This window comes from Flavobacterium suaedae, from assembly GCF_014642915.1.
Classification (GTDB): Bacteria; Bacteroidota; Bacteroidia; order Flavobacteriales; family Flavobacteriaceae; genus Flavobacterium; species Flavobacterium suaedae.
The window spans coordinates 310,250-325,716 of sequence record NZ_BMJE01000002.1; the positions used below are offsets into that span (position 1 = coordinate 310,250).

General features: G+C 35.3%; 17 protein-coding genes. 8 read left to right on the forward strand and 9 right to left on the reverse strand.

What is annotated here, in order from left to right:
* Window positions 1–48: 48 nt before the first annotated feature.
* Genes kynU through IEW45_RS04385 form a run of 3 tightly spaced genes read left to right on the forward strand, consistent with a single transcriptional unit; the run spans window position 49 to window position 2,676 of the window.
* Window positions 49–1,329 (forward strand): kynureninase, encoded by a 1,281-nt coding sequence (gene kynU, locus IEW45_RS04375; RefSeq protein WP_188620013.1) that lies wholly within the window; start codon window positions 49–51, stop codon window positions 1,327–1,329.
* A gap of 41 nt (window positions 1,330–1,370) precedes the next feature.
* A complete protein-coding gene (locus tag IEW45_RS04380) occupies window positions 1,371–1,793 on the forward strand; it encodes a hypothetical protein (protein WP_188620014.1) in 423 nt (140 codons plus the stop codon).
* A gap of 58 nt (window positions 1,794–1,851) precedes the next feature.
* A complete protein-coding gene (locus tag IEW45_RS04385) occupies window positions 1,852–2,676 on the forward strand; it encodes a zinc-dependent peptidase (RefSeq protein WP_188620015.1) in 825 nt (274 codons plus the stop codon).
* Window positions 2,677–2,688: 12 nt separating this feature from the next.
* Here the strand turns inward: IEW45_RS04385 and IEW45_RS04390 are convergent, their stop codons facing one another.
* From IEW45_RS04390 to IEW45_RS04410, 5 genes are all read right to left on the reverse strand, one after another.
* Window positions 2,689–3,195, reverse strand: a complete 507-nt coding sequence (locus IEW45_RS04390) for a thioredoxin family protein (protein WP_188620016.1) — start codon at window positions 3,193–3,195, stop codon at window positions 2,689–2,691.
* Window positions 3,196–3,215: 20 nt separating this feature from the next.
* Window positions 3,216–5,453, reverse strand: a complete 2,238-nt coding sequence (locus tag IEW45_RS04395) for a TonB-dependent receptor (protein ID WP_188620017.1) — start codon at window positions 5,451–5,453, stop codon at window positions 3,216–3,218.
* Window positions 5,454–5,626: 173 nt separating this feature from the next.
* Complete coding sequence (gene rpe / locus IEW45_RS04400) at window positions 5,627–6,289, reverse strand: ribulose-phosphate 3-epimerase (protein ID WP_188620018.1); 663 nt, start codon at window positions 6,287–6,289, stop codon at window positions 5,627–5,629.
* 315 nt (window positions 6,290–6,604) lie between these two features.
* On the reverse strand, window positions 6,605–7,468 hold the full coding sequence (locus tag IEW45_RS04405) for a sigma-70 family RNA polymerase sigma factor (protein WP_114677033.1): 864 nt from the start codon (window positions 7,466–7,468) through the stop codon (window positions 6,605–6,607).
* A gap of 112 nt (window positions 7,469–7,580) precedes the next feature.
* Window positions 7,581–8,558 (reverse strand): hypothetical protein, encoded by a 978-nt coding sequence (locus IEW45_RS04410; protein WP_229665890.1) that lies wholly within the window; start codon window positions 8,556–8,558, stop codon window positions 7,581–7,583.
* An 84-nt stretch (window positions 8,559–8,642) separates the two neighbouring features.
* Here IEW45_RS04410 and IEW45_RS04415 point away from each other — a divergent pair, with 84 nt between their 5' ends.
* Together IEW45_RS04415 and IEW45_RS04420 are read left to right on the forward strand one after the other, a co-directional pair.
* Window positions 8,643–9,344, forward strand: a complete 702-nt coding sequence (locus tag IEW45_RS04415) for an LA_2272 family surface repeat-containing protein (RefSeq protein WP_188620019.1) — start codon at window positions 8,643–8,645, stop codon at window positions 9,342–9,344.
* Between the two features lie 12 nt (window positions 9,345–9,356).
* Window positions 9,357–9,956 (forward strand): CDP-alcohol phosphatidyltransferase family protein, encoded by a 600-nt coding sequence (locus IEW45_RS04420; protein WP_188620020.1) that lies wholly within the window; start codon window positions 9,357–9,359, stop codon window positions 9,954–9,956.
* 259 nt (window positions 9,957–10,215) lie between these two features.
* On the opposite strand, the gene IEW45_RS04425 is transcribed toward IEW45_RS04420, so the two are convergent.
* The 4 genes from IEW45_RS04425 to IEW45_RS04440 form a co-directional block, all read right to left on the reverse strand.
* On the reverse strand, window positions 10,216–10,509 hold the full coding sequence (locus IEW45_RS04425) for a Bor family protein (RefSeq protein ID WP_188620021.1): 294 nt from the start codon (window positions 10,507–10,509) through the stop codon (window positions 10,216–10,218).
* A gap of 154 nt (window positions 10,510–10,663) precedes the next feature.
* Window positions 10,664–12,925: a polyribonucleotide nucleotidyltransferase gene (locus IEW45_RS04430; protein WP_188620022.1), complete on the reverse strand. Its 2,262-nt coding sequence runs from the start codon at window positions 12,923–12,925 to the stop codon at window positions 10,664–10,666.
* Window positions 12,926–13,074: 149 nt separating this feature from the next.
* Window positions 13,075–13,344, reverse strand: a complete 270-nt coding sequence (rpsO, locus tag IEW45_RS04435) for a 30S ribosomal protein S15 (protein ID WP_188620023.1) — start codon at window positions 13,342–13,344, stop codon at window positions 13,075–13,077.
* Window positions 13,345–13,482: 138 nt separating this feature from the next.
* Window positions 13,483–13,938, reverse strand: coding sequence for an XrtF-associated fRMsr-like GAF protein (locus IEW45_RS04440; protein WP_188620024.1), 456 nt, complete (start codon window positions 13,936–13,938; stop codon window positions 13,483–13,485).
* Between the two features lie 77 nt (window positions 13,939–14,015).
* Here IEW45_RS04440 and xrtF point away from each other — a divergent pair, with 77 nt between their 5' ends.
* The 3 genes from xrtF to IEW45_RS04455 are packed head-to-tail and all read left to right on the forward strand — an operon-like array spanning window position 14,016 to window position 15,455.
* Window positions 14,016–14,567, forward strand: a complete 552-nt coding sequence (gene xrtF, locus IEW45_RS04445) for an exosortase family protein XrtF (RefSeq protein WP_188620025.1) — start codon at window positions 14,016–14,018, stop codon at window positions 14,565–14,567.
* On the forward strand, window positions 14,545–14,982 hold the full coding sequence (locus IEW45_RS04450) for an exosortase F system-associated membrane protein (protein ID WP_188620026.1): 438 nt from the start codon (window positions 14,545–14,547) through the stop codon (window positions 14,980–14,982). The genes xrtF and IEW45_RS04450 overlap by 23 nt, the downstream gene beginning before the upstream one ends.
* 47 nt (window positions 14,983–15,029) lie before the next feature.
* Window positions 15,030–15,455, forward strand: coding sequence for an HYC_CC_PP family protein (locus IEW45_RS04455; protein ID WP_188620027.1), 426 nt, complete (start codon window positions 15,030–15,032; stop codon window positions 15,453–15,455).
* Window positions 15,456–15,467: the final 12 nt, after the last annotated feature.

Consider the following 15,467-nt stretch of genomic DNA (forward strand, 5'->3'; position numbering starts at 1 on the left):
AAATTATATTTCATTATTTTTACGCCCACACAAACACACTACTACAAAATGGAATTTCAAAATACACGCGAATTTGCACAACAACTTGATGCAAAAGACAAGCTGTCTAAATATAGAGACGAGTTTATTTTCCCGCATGTAAACGGGAAACAGGTTATATATTTTACAGGAAACTCACTTGGATTACAGCCTAAGCGAACTAAAGCGTATGTAGATGAGGTAATGGATGATTGGGCTAAACTTGCGGTAGAGGGACACTTTTATGCTGATAAGCCTTGGTGGGACTACCACGAGCGTTTTGCAGAACCTTTAAGTAAAATAGTTGGAGCTTTCCCAAGTGAAATAACGGTAATGAATACCTTAACGGTAAACTTGCATTTACTTATGGTTACTTTTTACAGGCCAACACCTAAAAAGTACAAAATAATATGCGAGGAAAAAGCCTTTCCCAGTGACCAGTACATGATAAAAAGTCAGGTACGTTTTCACGGTTACGAACCGGAAGATGCTATTATTGAGATTAAACGAAGACCGGGAGAACACAACATCCGTAAAGAAGATATTTTAAATACTATTAAAGAAGCAGGTGATGAACTGGCACTTGTTTTAATAGGTGGTGTAAACTACTACACAGGACAGGTTTTTGATATGGAAACCATTACAGCAGCAGGACAGGAAGCAGGTGCTTATGTAGGTTGGGATTTAGCCCATGCTGCGGGGAATATTCACTTAGACCTGCACAACTGGAATGTAGACTTTGCTGCATGGTGCAGTTACAAGTATATGAACTCAGGACCGGGTAATGCATCCGGTGCTTTTGTACACGAAATGCACCATAATGATATGGATTTACCACGCTTTGCAGGATGGTGGGGACATAATAAAGACCGTCGTTTTTTAATGGAGCCTGAATTTGATCCTGTTCGCGGGGCTGATGGATGGCAGATAAGTAATTTGCCTATACTATCACTTGCACCATACTTGGCATCTGTAGAAATGTTTGATGAAGTGGGTATGCCTGCTTTAATACAGAAAAGAGATTGTATAACCTCTTATCTTGAATATATACTTCATGAAATAGATAAAGAAGTAGATAGTACTTTTGAAATAATTACACCAACTAATCCTAAAGAAAGAGCTTGCCAGTTATCCGTTTTCTTACATGGAGAAGGGAGGGCTTTATTTGATTATTTAATGGAGAATGGGGTAATAACTGATTGGAGAGAGCCAAATGTTATACGCCTTGCACCTGTACCGTTCTACTGTTCTTATGAGGATATGTATGAGTTTGGGCAGATATTAAAAAAGGGAATTTTATCTCATAAATAGTAACAATTATAAATTATCATAAACAAAATCTAATTAAAAAAATGACAACAACATTTAAAAGAAGTTCTTTCTTATTTCTGGTATTATCATTAGTTTTTTTTACTACCTCATGTAGTAGTGACGATAACGGCGATGCTGTAAACAATGATGACAATAGCAATACTCACGAGGTAGAGTATAAAATAACTGTTGAAGATCCTGTTATAGATATTATTGAATATAAAGATGCAACAGGTGCTATGGTAGAGGTTTCAGAGTCGCTTGAAGGTGTAACTACTTGGTCTAAAACTGTAGAATTAGAAGAAGGTGCTGCAATTGATACAAAAGTTACAATGGATTTAGGCGAACTGACAAGTGGGGCGTGCCCTTATGTAATGCAAATTTTTGTTGATGGAGAACTTAAAAATACCGTATCTGATACAGCATTTATGAGTATGTACATTGAGTTAGCATATACAGAATAGTAAAAAAATTATATAAATAAATAAAAGCCGGGTTTATCCCGGCTTTTTCTTACGAAAAATGGCAGATATAATAAGTTTAATAGTAATCCTGCTGGTTGTTGCTTTAGTAGGGGTGGGCACACTAATATTTATTTTTTCGGCATTAATAGAACCTACTTATATTTTACTTTTTAATAAACCTTTATATGTACACCTATATCCTGTAACTAAAAAGCTAATCTCATCTCAGGAGTTTATTTTAAAACAAAACTTTCCTTTTTATAACAGGCTGTCGCATAGGCGTAAAAAATATTTTCGTCACCGTGTGGCAAGCTTTATAAATAATTATGGTTTTGTAGGCAGAGACGGGCTTACCGTAACCGAAGAAATGAAAGTAAAAATAGCTGGTACTGCTGTTATGCTAACTTTTGGTATGCGTGGGTATTTGCCCAATATATTCTCAGTTATAATAGTATACCCTGATGTATTTATGTCAGTTAGCGGAGACTACCATAAAGGAGAGTTTAATGCCCTTGCAGGTGCCGTTGTTTTTTCATGGAAGCATTTTGAAGAAGGTTTACGGTATAGTAATGATAACCTGAATTTAGGCTTACACGAGTTTGCCCATGTATTGCATACTGATGCTATGCGAAGGAGAAGAGTAGGGACATCATCGGTTATTTTTCATGATGCTTTTACGAAAGTAGTAGACTATGCAAACGATTCAAGAAATAAACAAAAACTTATTGATGCGGGTTATTTCCGTGAGTATGCCTTTACCAATAAATATGAGTTTATAGCCGTTTTACTGGAACACTTTTTTGAAACGCCTCAAGAGTTTTCCAGAAAGTTTCCTACACTATATAAACACGTAAAAGTGATGATTAATTTTAAAGAAGGATAGCTCTAAGTAACTTTACTTAATACTGCTAAGTACTTTTTTTAACTGTTCTTCATTAAGTAGTCCGCTATAGCTCCCCATTTCTTTATAATCGGGTGAAAGCAGTACCCAATAAGGATATTCCGAACTGCCGTAAGTTAATAATGTAGCCAATTCGTGATGACCACTTTTAGTTCCGTTAGGTTTGTAACTATAACTTTTACTATTAAAAACTATTGTTTCTTTACTTTCTGCATTTAGGGTGAGGTAATAAACTTTTTCCGAAAGCAGTTTTTGAATTGCTGTGTCTTTCTCAATTTTTTTATCCTGAATTTTACAAACTGCACACCAGTCAGCATATATTTTGATGAGTATGGGCTTAGGGTTTAAGTTAATACTGTCACTGAGGGATTCAAAACTCGTAGTATAACTTTTTTGTGTTTTATCAGTTTGTGCTATACCAATAACAGGAAATAACAATAAAAAGCACAAGCAGATAATTCTCTTTATAGAGGTGGTTTTATTTGCTTGTGCTTTCTTCATAATATCAGGTTTTTTAATTTTTAAAACAGGTTATAACGCATACCTATAAAAACTCTTCTGCCTTGTAAAGATGCATAATTATAACTAGGATCAAAAGTATAACCGTTAGGGTTGTTTACATCAGTATACTTATCAAATGGGTCAAAAGGTCTTATTATTGGGTCTTTTGGCACAAAATCAAATATGTTTTTCATACCCGTATATATTTCAAGCCCGTAATCAAACTTTTTGGTGAACTGTATATTTGTAATACAAAACCAAGGCGAATATTCAGGTCTGTAATCATTTGGTAATATAGGCAAGCGCATAGGGCCGTACCAGTTACCTGTTACATCAACAGAGTAGTTATTAGGTAGCTTATAGGTACCTATAAAGTTACCCGACCATTTTGGAGCATGTAACTGCTGTATCCTTTCTAACCTCCCTGTTTCGTTTTCTTCTTTCTGGAAAACATCCATATATGATATTCCTGCCATTATTTTTAACGGGAACGTAAAGGTAGCATCAACATTAAGCGATACACCTTGCGATATAGCATGCCCTCTCAGGTTATCATAAATAATTTTATTAGGGTCAGAATCAAAATCACCAACAATTTTATTCGTAAAGTAAGTGTAGAACCCTGTAATATCAAAGTTTAAAAAGAAACTGTCCGTAGGTACTTTTAAAACATAGTTCAGGTTAGCATTATACGAACGTTCAGGGTCAAGTTCTTCTGCAATAATTACTTCTCTGGCTCCTGTAAGTGCAGCGTGGTCTTCGGTAAATAAATTAACTACCCTAAATCCTGTACCAAAACTTGCTCTTATTGTATTGTTGGTATTCGGAGCAAACTTATACGCTACTCTTGGGGAGTGTACCCCGCCATGGTTTTTATCATAATCAAATCGGTAGCCACCTAATAATTTATGTTTTTCATTTAGTTTCCACTCATCCTGAATAAAAAGTCCCGGTAGGGGAGTTTCGTTAGGTTTGTTATCAGTGCCATCTGCTGATGCTGTAGCAGGAGTATTATCATCATATACTGTGTAGCGCATAGAAGCACCTAATAGTAAGGTGTGGTTATCACCAATTGGTTTATCCCAATAGGTTTGTAAGAACCCTACATGCTGATCTGCCATGTAGGGCGTGTTACCATACCATGAGTTTTGGTTGTGGTAGTTATAGGAAAACTGAGTGAATATACTTTCTGAGAACGGTAATTGGTATAACCCTATTACCTCTAAGCGTTTTGTATAGATACTTTCGCCATAAATACTGTCGCTACCGCGCCATTGCTTGCCCCAGTTCATTTCGCCACCCCAACGGTCTTCATAAACGTATCTCGCACCAAGACTGGCAACCCTGTTGTTCTTTCTTTCAAAGTTCCATTTATTGAATATCGATACGCGGTTTTGGAGTGTCATATCGGTAAAGTTATCCCCGTTGTTATCAATTCTACTGTTGTAGTTAAAGTAATTAACCCCGATTAATGATGTTGCTTTTCCTGCAGTAAATTTTCCTCCTACGTCAACACTAAGCTCTCCCCAACTGGTAAGGAAACTATCCGCACTTATCACAGGTGCCCTGTCAGGGTTCTTAGTAATAACGTTTATAATGCCCCCCATAGCTTCAGAACCGTATAGGGAAGATGCAGGGCCTTTTACTACTTCAATACGTTCTACAAGGCTGTTTGGGATACCGTTAAGACCATATACAGTAGATAATGCACTAACTATAGGCATACCATCAATTAATATAAGGGTATAAGGCCCTTCCATACCGTTGATATGTATATCACCGGTGTTACACACATTACAGTTTAATTGTGGCTGTACGCCGTTAACCATACCAACCGCTTCAAAAAGGCTGGTTGTAGGGTTCTTTTTAAATAGCTTAGGTGTTATAATCTCTACAGGTACGGGGCTGTCTGCTCGCCTTACTTCTCGCATTGTACCTGTAATAACCACTTCATCAAGTGCTGTATTACTTTCCTTAAGCTGAATATTTAATACAGTAGCAGGTTTATTAATCGTAACTTTTTTCTTTTGAGTTTCAAACCCAATAAAGCTAAACGTTACTTTATACGTTCCATAAGGGATGTTATTAATTTGATAGTTACCATTTTCGTCTGCAGCTATTAAAATGCTTAGCTCCGGTACTGATACTGTAACTGCTGGTATAGGAGCTCCTGAACCCGAAACTTGTCCTGATAGCTTGCCTTTTTGAGCAAATGCTATTGCACTAATAAAGAATAATAAATAGTATATTTTTCTCATACCCTATTTTAAGTTAGTTGCACAAAAGTATATGTTTAGATTTGCCTAAAAAAATAATTTATAAAGTATTTTATTTTTATTTAAGGTTGAGTAATTTTTGATAAACGAGAATAAAAAAAGGGAATGCCAAGTGGCATTCCCTTTTTGGAACAGTATATTATGTGCTTGCAGTTTTATTTTGCTGTTATTTCTTTTAGTTTAGCAATTGTTTCAGTTGGGTTATCTGACTTAAATACAAAGTTACCGGCTACTAATACATCAGCTCCTGCTGCTAATAGTTTGCCTGCATTTTTGTCGTTTACACCACCATCAATCTCAATCAAGGTAGAAGCGCCGTTTTTAGTAATAATATCTTTTAGCTTTTTAACTTTATTGTAAGTGTTCTCAATAAACGACTGTCCGCCAAAACCAGGGTTAACGCTCATCATACAAACAACATCAATATCGTTTATTACATCTTCTAACAAGCTAACATTAGTATGTGGGTTTAAGGCAACACCTGCTTTCATACCTTCAGCTTTTATAGCTTGTAGTGTGCGGTGTAGGTGTGTACATGCTTCGTAGTGTACGGTTAAGTTGGTAGCACCCAGTTCAGCAAATGTTTTAATATACTGGTCAGGGTTTACAATCATTAAGTGTACATCAATTGTTTTTTTGGCATGTTTGGTTATGGCTTGTAATACCGGCATACCAAATGATATGTTAGGTACAAAAACGCCATCCATAATATCAATATGAAACCAATCAGCCTCACTGTTATTAATCATTTCAACATCACGCTGAAGATTACCAAAATCAGCCGAAAGAACTGATGGTGCAATTAGTGCTTTTTTCATTGAAGTAGTTATAAAAAAGTTGTGTTTTTATTTTGCAAAGATACTCTTTATAGTCGTAAAGTCATAAAGTGGAAAGTTGTACAGTATAAGCGAGGAAAAACGATATTTAAGAAAACTAAACCAGTTACGTTAGTTATATAAAATGAAAAACTCCGGTAATCAGCCGGAGTTCAATCATCAATCAAAAAACGAACAGTTATTAAACTGTAAGTGCTTTTTATATTTTTAGTATTTTATTTTCGCATTTAGCGATGCCAAAATACAAATTTTAAATAAAATATGAAATAAGACTATACTTTTTGTAACTCTAAAAACCTATCCTAAATAAGTTTTTAATATCTTACTTCTTGAAGTATGTTTTAACCTTCTGATAGCCTTTTCTTTAATTTGACGTACACGCTCACGTGTAAGATCAAAAGTTTCACCTATTTCTTCAAGTGTCATAGGGTGTTGGTCGCCTAAACCAAAGTAAAGTCTTACAACATCAGCTTCACGAGGTGTAAGTGTTTCTAAAGCTCTCTCTATTTCAGTACGAAGCGACTCATGTATAAGCTCACGGTCTGGGTTTGGAGACTCACCTGAACGAAGTACATCGTATAGGTTCGAATCTTCACCTTCTACAAGCGGAGCATCCATTGATAAGTGACGCCCTGAGTTTTTCATACTCTCTTTAACATCATTAACAGTCATGTCCAGCTCTTTCGCAATTTCTTCTGCCGAAGGAGCACGCTCACTACTTTGTTCAAGTAATGCATACATTTTGTTAATCTTGTTAATAGAACCAATTTTATTTAGCGGAAGCCTAACAATACGAGACTGTTCTGCTAATGCCTGTAGTATAGACTGACGAATCCACCAAACAGCGTAGGATATAAATTTAAATCCACGTGTTTCATCAAAACGTTGTGCTGCTTTAATCAGTCCTAAATTACCCTCATTAATAAGGTCAGGAAGCGTTAATCCCTGGTTTTGGTACTGTTTAGCTACCGATACTACGAAACGAAGGTTGGCTTTGGTAAGTTTTTCAAGAGCTCTCTGGTCTCCGGCTTTAATGCGTTGTGCTAATTCTACCTCCTCATCTGCTGTAATTAAGTCTACTTTTCCTATTTCCTGAAGGTACTTGTCTAAAGATGCAGTTTCCCTGTTGGTTACCTGCTTCGTGATTTTAAGTTGTCTCATGCAAAAATCCTAAAAAACTTATTTATAAAGTGTGTAATAAGTTATACGTAACGAAGCCTGAAAAAGTTACACAGAAGTAACAATTTTTTTAAATAAATAATTTAAAAATTACTTATAGACTTAAATCTAATTCATTATCAATGCGTTGCGAGTATAAATTTATTTTTTGTAATGCCCTGTTAAAAAATATTTTTCTGTCACGAGTTCCTGATTGATTGAGTGATTTTGAATTTTTTATCTGATTTTCAAAAAACGTTTTGGTATTACTGCATGTGTCTTTATCATTGGTAATAAAATAACCAAGCATAGTATAGGGAACAAACAAGGATTGTTTTTCAGGCGCAGTTACCAGTACATTGTTATTTAAAATCAATAGCTCATTATAGTATAAATAAAACCTTGAGTTTTTGTTGCAGCAGCGTTCTTCTACTTTTTGTATTATTTCTTTTAAGTCTTCACAAAGCAGGCGGGCGTTAGTAGCAGAAAGTAGCCCTGCCTGATAGTAGTAATATATTTGTTGCAGGCTACTGTTTATAGTAGTGTCGTTCCAAATTTCATGCACTTCTATATTTTCGTATACTGTTTTTAACTTCATACTGTCCTCCATAAGAGATCGGTTGGGGGTAAAGTTTTCGAAAGTATCTTCCTGTTGTGTTCCTGCCAGCAAATTTAACCATACATATAATTTAAATTTAGAAAGCAATGTACCGCCTATGGTGTGGAATAACGGTATGTCTTTAGCGGAATAATACATTTTAGCATTAGAAGTGTTTTTAAAATATTCCAGTTTGGCAGCCGACTCTTTAAAGTATTTATCCATATCGGTTAAAGAATGGATTTCGCTCGTTTTCTCAACAATTACTTTACTGTTGTCAGTAAAAAGTAAATCCATAGAAAGTGAAAAATGCTTGCATAGCAAAATAGTTTCTTCTATAGAAAATTTACTTTTTTGCGATACTCTGCGATGTGAAGCATCATAGCTTATGTTTAGTACAGTAGCTATTTCTTCTATAACAGAGGCTGTTTTGGGTAACTGTGTTCTAATGGCTTTTAAAAGTTTTTCCTGATTATCCATAATTGCGAAAAACACAAATGTAGTTTTTATTTTAATTAGTTACCACAAATTAATTTGCTGTAATCACAATAGTTTTGGTCCATCAAAAAACCAATAATTATGAAAGTAATCACGTCATTTTTAATTGCTATGTTCTTTATGGGGACTATGTACTCTCAGGTAGCAGATACTCTAAAAACAAAAGTTTTCAGTTTTACACCTGTTTCAAAATATACAGGTAAAGTAAATGGTTTAACTTTTGGGGTAGGACATGAACTGAATAGAGGTAGCCAGTCTGTAACAGTTAATGGACTTAACCTTGAAGTAAATCCATTGACTCCTTTTATTGTTCTCATGGTTGAGCCAAGAAAAAGTATGATAAAGTATTCAGTACCAACAACTGTAAATGGTGTGCATATTGCTGTTGGAGGTTTTTTAGGAGGGGGGATAATAAATGGATTAAACCTTTCTGTTTTTAATGCCGGAAGAATCACAAATGGTTTAAGTATAACAGCTTTTTATAATTATACATACGAAATGAATGGTTTGCATATAGCAGGTATTAGTAATACTACTGATAAAGCAAGTGGTGTTTTACTGTCTTTTGGTAATAGTGCAGATGATTTTAAAGGACTGCAGGTTGGTGCTATTAATATGGCGCGTAATAGTATGGTGGGTTTACAACTTGGAGGCTATAATGAAGCAGGTAATATGACAGGAATCCAAATTGGAATTTTTAATAAGGCTAAAAAAGTAAAGGGTTTTCAGTTAGGGCTTTGGAATGTAAACGAGAAACGCTCACTACCCATTATTAACTTTTAAATTACTATAAGCATGAAAAAACTACCTGTATTATTTATTTTATTTCGCCTTATTTTGGGGCCTTTTATGATATCGCTGACCTACACTTATACCGATACTATAAGACTGGTATTGGTTATCCTTTTACTGTTAGGGATACTATCTGATATTTTTGATGGTATAATTGCCCGTAGCATGGGAGTTGCATCAGAAAAATTACGCCGAATGGATAGCCAAACCGATTTAATTTTTTGGCTTTGTGCAGGCTGGTGTGCCTGGCTATTGAATCCTGAGATTATTGTTGCACACAAATACGCTATAATTACAATTTTTGTAATGGAGGGATTGACCTATGTATTAAGCATTGCCAAGTTTGGTAAAGAAACCTGTACACATGCTTTACTTTCTAAACTGTGGGGAATAACATTGTTTATAGCTTTTGTTTCGATACTCGGCTTTGGGTATGCAGGTTTACCGCTGACTTTAGCCATAATTTTTGGTATTATATCTCATATAGATGTTTATCTTATTATTCTGCTATTACCACGATGGACACATGATGTGCCTAGTTGTTATCATGCTTGGCTGATACGCAAAGGAGAGTCAATAAAAAAGCATAAGTGGTTTAACTAACAGGTGGGTTAGTTAGATTTTTTTCGAAACACTTTTGTATATAGGATGAGGAAAGTGATAAGTGATACTGCAAATAAAATTAATTTACCTGTAATATACCCCCAACCGTAATTAGTTAATCGATCCATATCATTTATAAGTTTTGATATTATATCAATTAATAATATGAATGTTATTAAACCAACTGTGTAAAATAGAATTTTTTTCAACTTAAAAATAGGTAATTTGCGGGAAGTATATACTTCCCGCAATAAGTTAATTATTTAGTAACTGTAGTTGTTGTAGGTGAATACAAACCGAATGTTAAAGCAGAAACTAAGCCATTAACAAAACTTTGTTCTGTAGTTACAGTATAATCAGTTGCTCCGCCTGCCATTTCTTTAGCATCAGATACTCCTACAGGAGCAAGACCATACACTACATAATGATTCCATTTTTTTACAGTTTGATTACCTTGCGCTCCTTTTCCTACTACAGTAGTATATGTGTAACAGGAAGTTAGAAGTAGAGAGGCTGTAAAAGCCAGAGCGAAAAATTTAGCTGTTCTTTTCATTTTAATAATTGAATTAAGGTTTTATTGGCGAAAGTTATCTTTTTTTCATTAAATAGCAATAAAAATCATTAAAATTCTTATATAACTAAATGTTGTTAAAATAAAAAAGCCTGCTAAACAAGCAGGCTTTTATTATCTTGAAATTACAGATTAATTACGATTCTTGATTATCGTTATCTTCTCTGCGCTCTCTTTTATTATCTCTGTTACGAGAGTTTCTGTCATCTCTACCGCGATTGTCTCTCCCTCTGTTATTATCTCTTGGGCGATCTTCTCTCGGAGGTCTGTTCTCATCTCTCGGTGGGCGTGGTAATAACGCTTTTCTTGAAACTTTTTCTTTACGTGTTTTAGGGTCTGTACCAAAATACTTAACATCAAATACATCGCCTAAATTAACAACGTCAGAAACATTTTCAGTACGTTCCCAAGCTAATTCACTTACGTGTAAAAGCACTTCGTTACCGGGAGCTTGTACATACTCTACTACAGCACCAAAGTCAAGCATTTTAATTACTTTAACGGAGTACGTTTCTCCTACAGTTGGTTTAAAAGTAATTGATTTGATTTTATCAAGTACTGCCTGAATTCCTTCCGGACTTGTACCTAATATTTCAACTTCACCAACACCTTCACCTTCTGTAATAACTATAGTAGTTTCAGTAGCTTTTTGCAGCTCTTGTATAACTTTACCACCAGGACCAATAAGTGCACCAATGTACTCTTCTGGAATAGTAGTTTTAATTATTTTAGGAGCATGACGTTTAACGTCTTCTCTAGGAGTGTCAATAACTTCAGTTAGTTTGCCAAGTATATGTAAACGACCTTCACGTGCCTGCTCAAGTGCCTGCTCCATGATTTCATATTTAAGACCGTCTATTTTTATATCCATTTGGCAAGCCGTAATACCATCTTTAGTACCTGTTACCTTAAAGTCCATATCACCTAAGTGATCTTCATCCCCAAGTATGTCAGAAAGTACAGCCCAACGTCCTGTTTTATCATCAGATATAAGACCCATAGCAATACCTGAAACCGGTTTTTTCATTTTTATACCGGCATCCATAAGTGCAAGCGTACCCGCACATACTGTTGCCATAGATGATGAACCGTTTGATTCAAGTACTTCTGATACTATACGTACTGTGTATGGTGTTTCAGCAGGAATCATACCTTTTAACGCACGTTGTGCAAGGTTACCGTGACCAACTTCACGTCTTGAAGTACCTCTTAAAGGTCTTGCTTCTCCTGTAGAGAAAGGAGGGAAGTTGTAGTGCAGGTAGAATTTTTCTTCTCCCTGTTCACTAGGTAAGTCAATTACATTTGCTTCGCGAGAAGTACCTAAAGTTACTGTTGCCAGTGCCTGAGTTTCCCCTCTGCTGAATATTGCAGAACCGTGTACTGATGGTAAGTAGTCAACTTCACACCATATTGGGCGTATTTCGTCAGTTTTTCTACCATCAAGGCGAATGCCTTCATCAAGTATTACATTTCTAACCGCTTCTTTTTGCGTTTTAGAAAGGTACTTGTTTATCAGTTCTTCTTTTTCAAGTAATTCTTCTTCAGTAAAAGTTGCTTTTACTTCTTCGGCTACTAAACCGTATTTTTCTCCGCGTTCGTGCTTAGCCGATTTTGTTTTGGCTATTTCGGTATACTTGTCATAAGTAAGTTCGCGTACTTTACTGTATAGCTCCTCGTCGTTAACTTCCTCTTCGTAAGTTCTTACTTCCTTAGCTATGGCAGCTTTAAGTTTTTCTTGTGCTGCAACCTGGTCTTTAATGGCTTCGTGAGCAAACTTGATAGCTTCAATCATCTCAGCTTCTGAGATTTCTTTCATCTCACCTTCCACCATTGCAATAGTATCCTTAGAAGCTCCAATCATCATGTCTATGTCAGACTGTTCTAACTCTGCTTTACTAGGATTTATTACAAACTTTCCATCTACTCTTGCTACACGCACCTCTGAAATCAGTGTGCTGAAAGGAACGTCTGATACTGCCAGTGCAGCAGAGGCTGCTAAACCTGCCAGTGCATCAGGCATTACATTTTCGTCATGCGACATTAACTGTATCATTACCTGTGTTTCGGCATGATAATCATCTGGGAATAGTGGGCGTAAAACACGATCCACAATTCTCATAGTTAATACTTCGCTGTCACTTGGTCTTGCTTCACGTTTGAAGAAGCCTCCCGGAAAACGACCCGCGGCCGCAAATTTTTCACGGTAATCTACAGTTAATGGTAAGAAATCGATACCCGGGTTTGCAGTCTTGGCTGAAACTACTGTAGCAAGTAGCATGGCATCGCCCATACGTACCACTACAGCACCATCAGCCTGTTTTGCAAGTTTACCAGTCTCAATCGAAATACTTCTTCCATCTCCCAGATCAATGATTTCTCTTGTTACATTTGGAATCATAAACTCTAATACTTTGATTAAACAATGGGTTTAGTTGTGTTGTTGTTGCTGTTGTTGTAGTTATTTGTAACCCAATGAAAAACCAAAACTTTTTCTATGTAATATCTAAAAATTAAAAAGAGGCGCGCAGGCACCTCTTTTCATCTCGATTATTTTCTGATGTTTAATTCTTTTATAATCTCACGATACCTATTGATATCTTTTTTCTTTAAGTAGTCAAGAAGACTTCTTCTCTTACCAACCAGCTTAACCAGTGAGCGCTCTGTATTAAAATCGTGACGATTTTGCTTAAGGTGCCCTGTTAGGTGATTAATTCTGAAAGTGAATAATGCAATTTGTCCTTCTGCAGAACCTGTATCGGTTGCAGATTTCCCGTGCTTCGAGAAAATTTCTTCTTTTACTTCTTTAGTCAAGTACATGCCAATATTATTTAAATAATTTTTATGTATAATCAGGTCTATCCTGATTGGCTGCAAAGGTAACTATAAATTCTATATTGGCAATAGGTAAGTGCTGAATTGCTATTTTATAACAAAAATGATATAAAAGATGCAAGTTTAAAACAATTTAGCCACTTCTGTGTTAACAAATTCTAAAAAATGCTCGTCTAAATCGCTAAAAGCATCTTTTATATTGGAGTCAATATCTATTTGCCCTACATTTTCTCCATCAACAAAAAGCGGGACAACAATCTCTGATTTCACATTAATATTGCATGATATGTAGTTGTCCTGTGTTGCTACATCAGGTACAACAAAGTTTTTATTAGAGACAGCTACCTGTCCGCAAATTCCTTTACCAAATGGTATTACTGTATGGTCTGTAGGTTCTCCTGCAAATGGTCCCAGTATCAGTTCTTCTTTGTCACCGTTTTTAAAGTAAAAGCCTACCCAGTCATAATAGTCTATATTATCTTTTAGTAAGTGGCATACCTGTTTAAGCTTTTCATCGCGTAAAGTATCTGTATTTGTTAGTATATCGGTTACTTTTGGCTTTAATTCTTCAAATGTCATCTTTCATATTTATTTAATAACAAATGTATTTATTATGCCTTATTTTGTTTTAGTTATTTTTGTTAAAAATTGTATTAATGAGTGTGTGGCAAAAAAACCGTCCTTTTTTTATGTTCCTCATAAAATTTGGGCTTTCTTATTTAGTACTTTCCGTAGTATATTGGTTTTACCTCAGTCAGTTTGATGTTGATAAAAATGAGGCGGATAGTATGACTGTTATGGTTGCAAAGCAGAGTAAAGGTGTTGCAGAGTTGTTTGGGGCTAATGCTGCTATAAAACCACATTCAAAAGAAGCATCGTTTGTTTTTTATATAAATAATGATAGTGTACTTAGGGTGGTAGAAGGTTGTAATGCTATTAGTGTAATGATTTTATTTACTGCTTTTATAGTAGCTTTTTCTACAACATTTAAAAGAACTTCTTTATATATATTGGCAGGTATAGTAATAATTCATGTACTTAATATAACCCGTATAGCATTGTTAGGACTTGGTTTTTATCACTATCCTGAATATGAAGAATTTTTACACGATATTGTTTTTCCTTTATTTATATATGGGGTAGTATTTGTATTGTGGGTAGTATGGGTAATGAAACTTTCAGGTAATGCAAAAAAAGATAAAGCTTAAGCCGATTGATGTTATAGGTATACTAGTGCTGTTGGTACTATTAGTTTCTGTTCGTGTTTTTCAGGAGCAGTTATTTTATGACCCGTTGCTTGTATTTTTTAAAACTGAATCGGAAACGTTAGCGAAGTACAACTCCTTTAAACTGTTTTTGGGTTTGCTATTTCGTTACACGCTTAATACCCTGCTATCTTTAGGTATTATATACATACTATTTAAGGATAAAGCCATACTTAAACTTTGCACCTATTTATATATAGCCTTTTTTATAATTTTTACATTGGCACTGTTTGTGATTATAAATGCCGACGATGTAAACCTTTTATTATTGTTTTATGTAAGACGGTTTATAATACAGCCATTATTCTTAATACTCTTTATTCCTGCATTTTACTATCAGAAAAAGCTAAGAGAATAACGGATATTCTTTAATAATTGAAATGAAATAACTACTTTTGCTACACTATGCAATTTAAAAAGCACATAAGTTTACTACTATCGTCGCTCATATTACTGGCTAATATGGGGCTGGCGCTTAATGTGCATTATTGTCATGGAGAGATATCTCAGGTTTCCTTAGCATACAAAGTAAGTGAGCCTTGCAATACGCATCATCTTGAAGCAGAAAGTTCATGTTGTGCTGAAAAGGATGCCACTCACAAAAGTTGTTGTAAGAATGATTTAGTAAAACTAAAAGACAGAGCGGATAATGTTATTATCGAAAAGTCATTACATGTTGACTTGGCGAGCTTTTGTGCTTTTAATGAATACAAACCACTACTAAACTTTGGCGAAAAAGTAACCGTAAAAAGCCAAATACCTGCTTTTTACTGTGAAGCTAATGCGCCGCCACTCTACAAGCTCTATTGCCGATACACACTATACGCCTAATGTAATTTTATA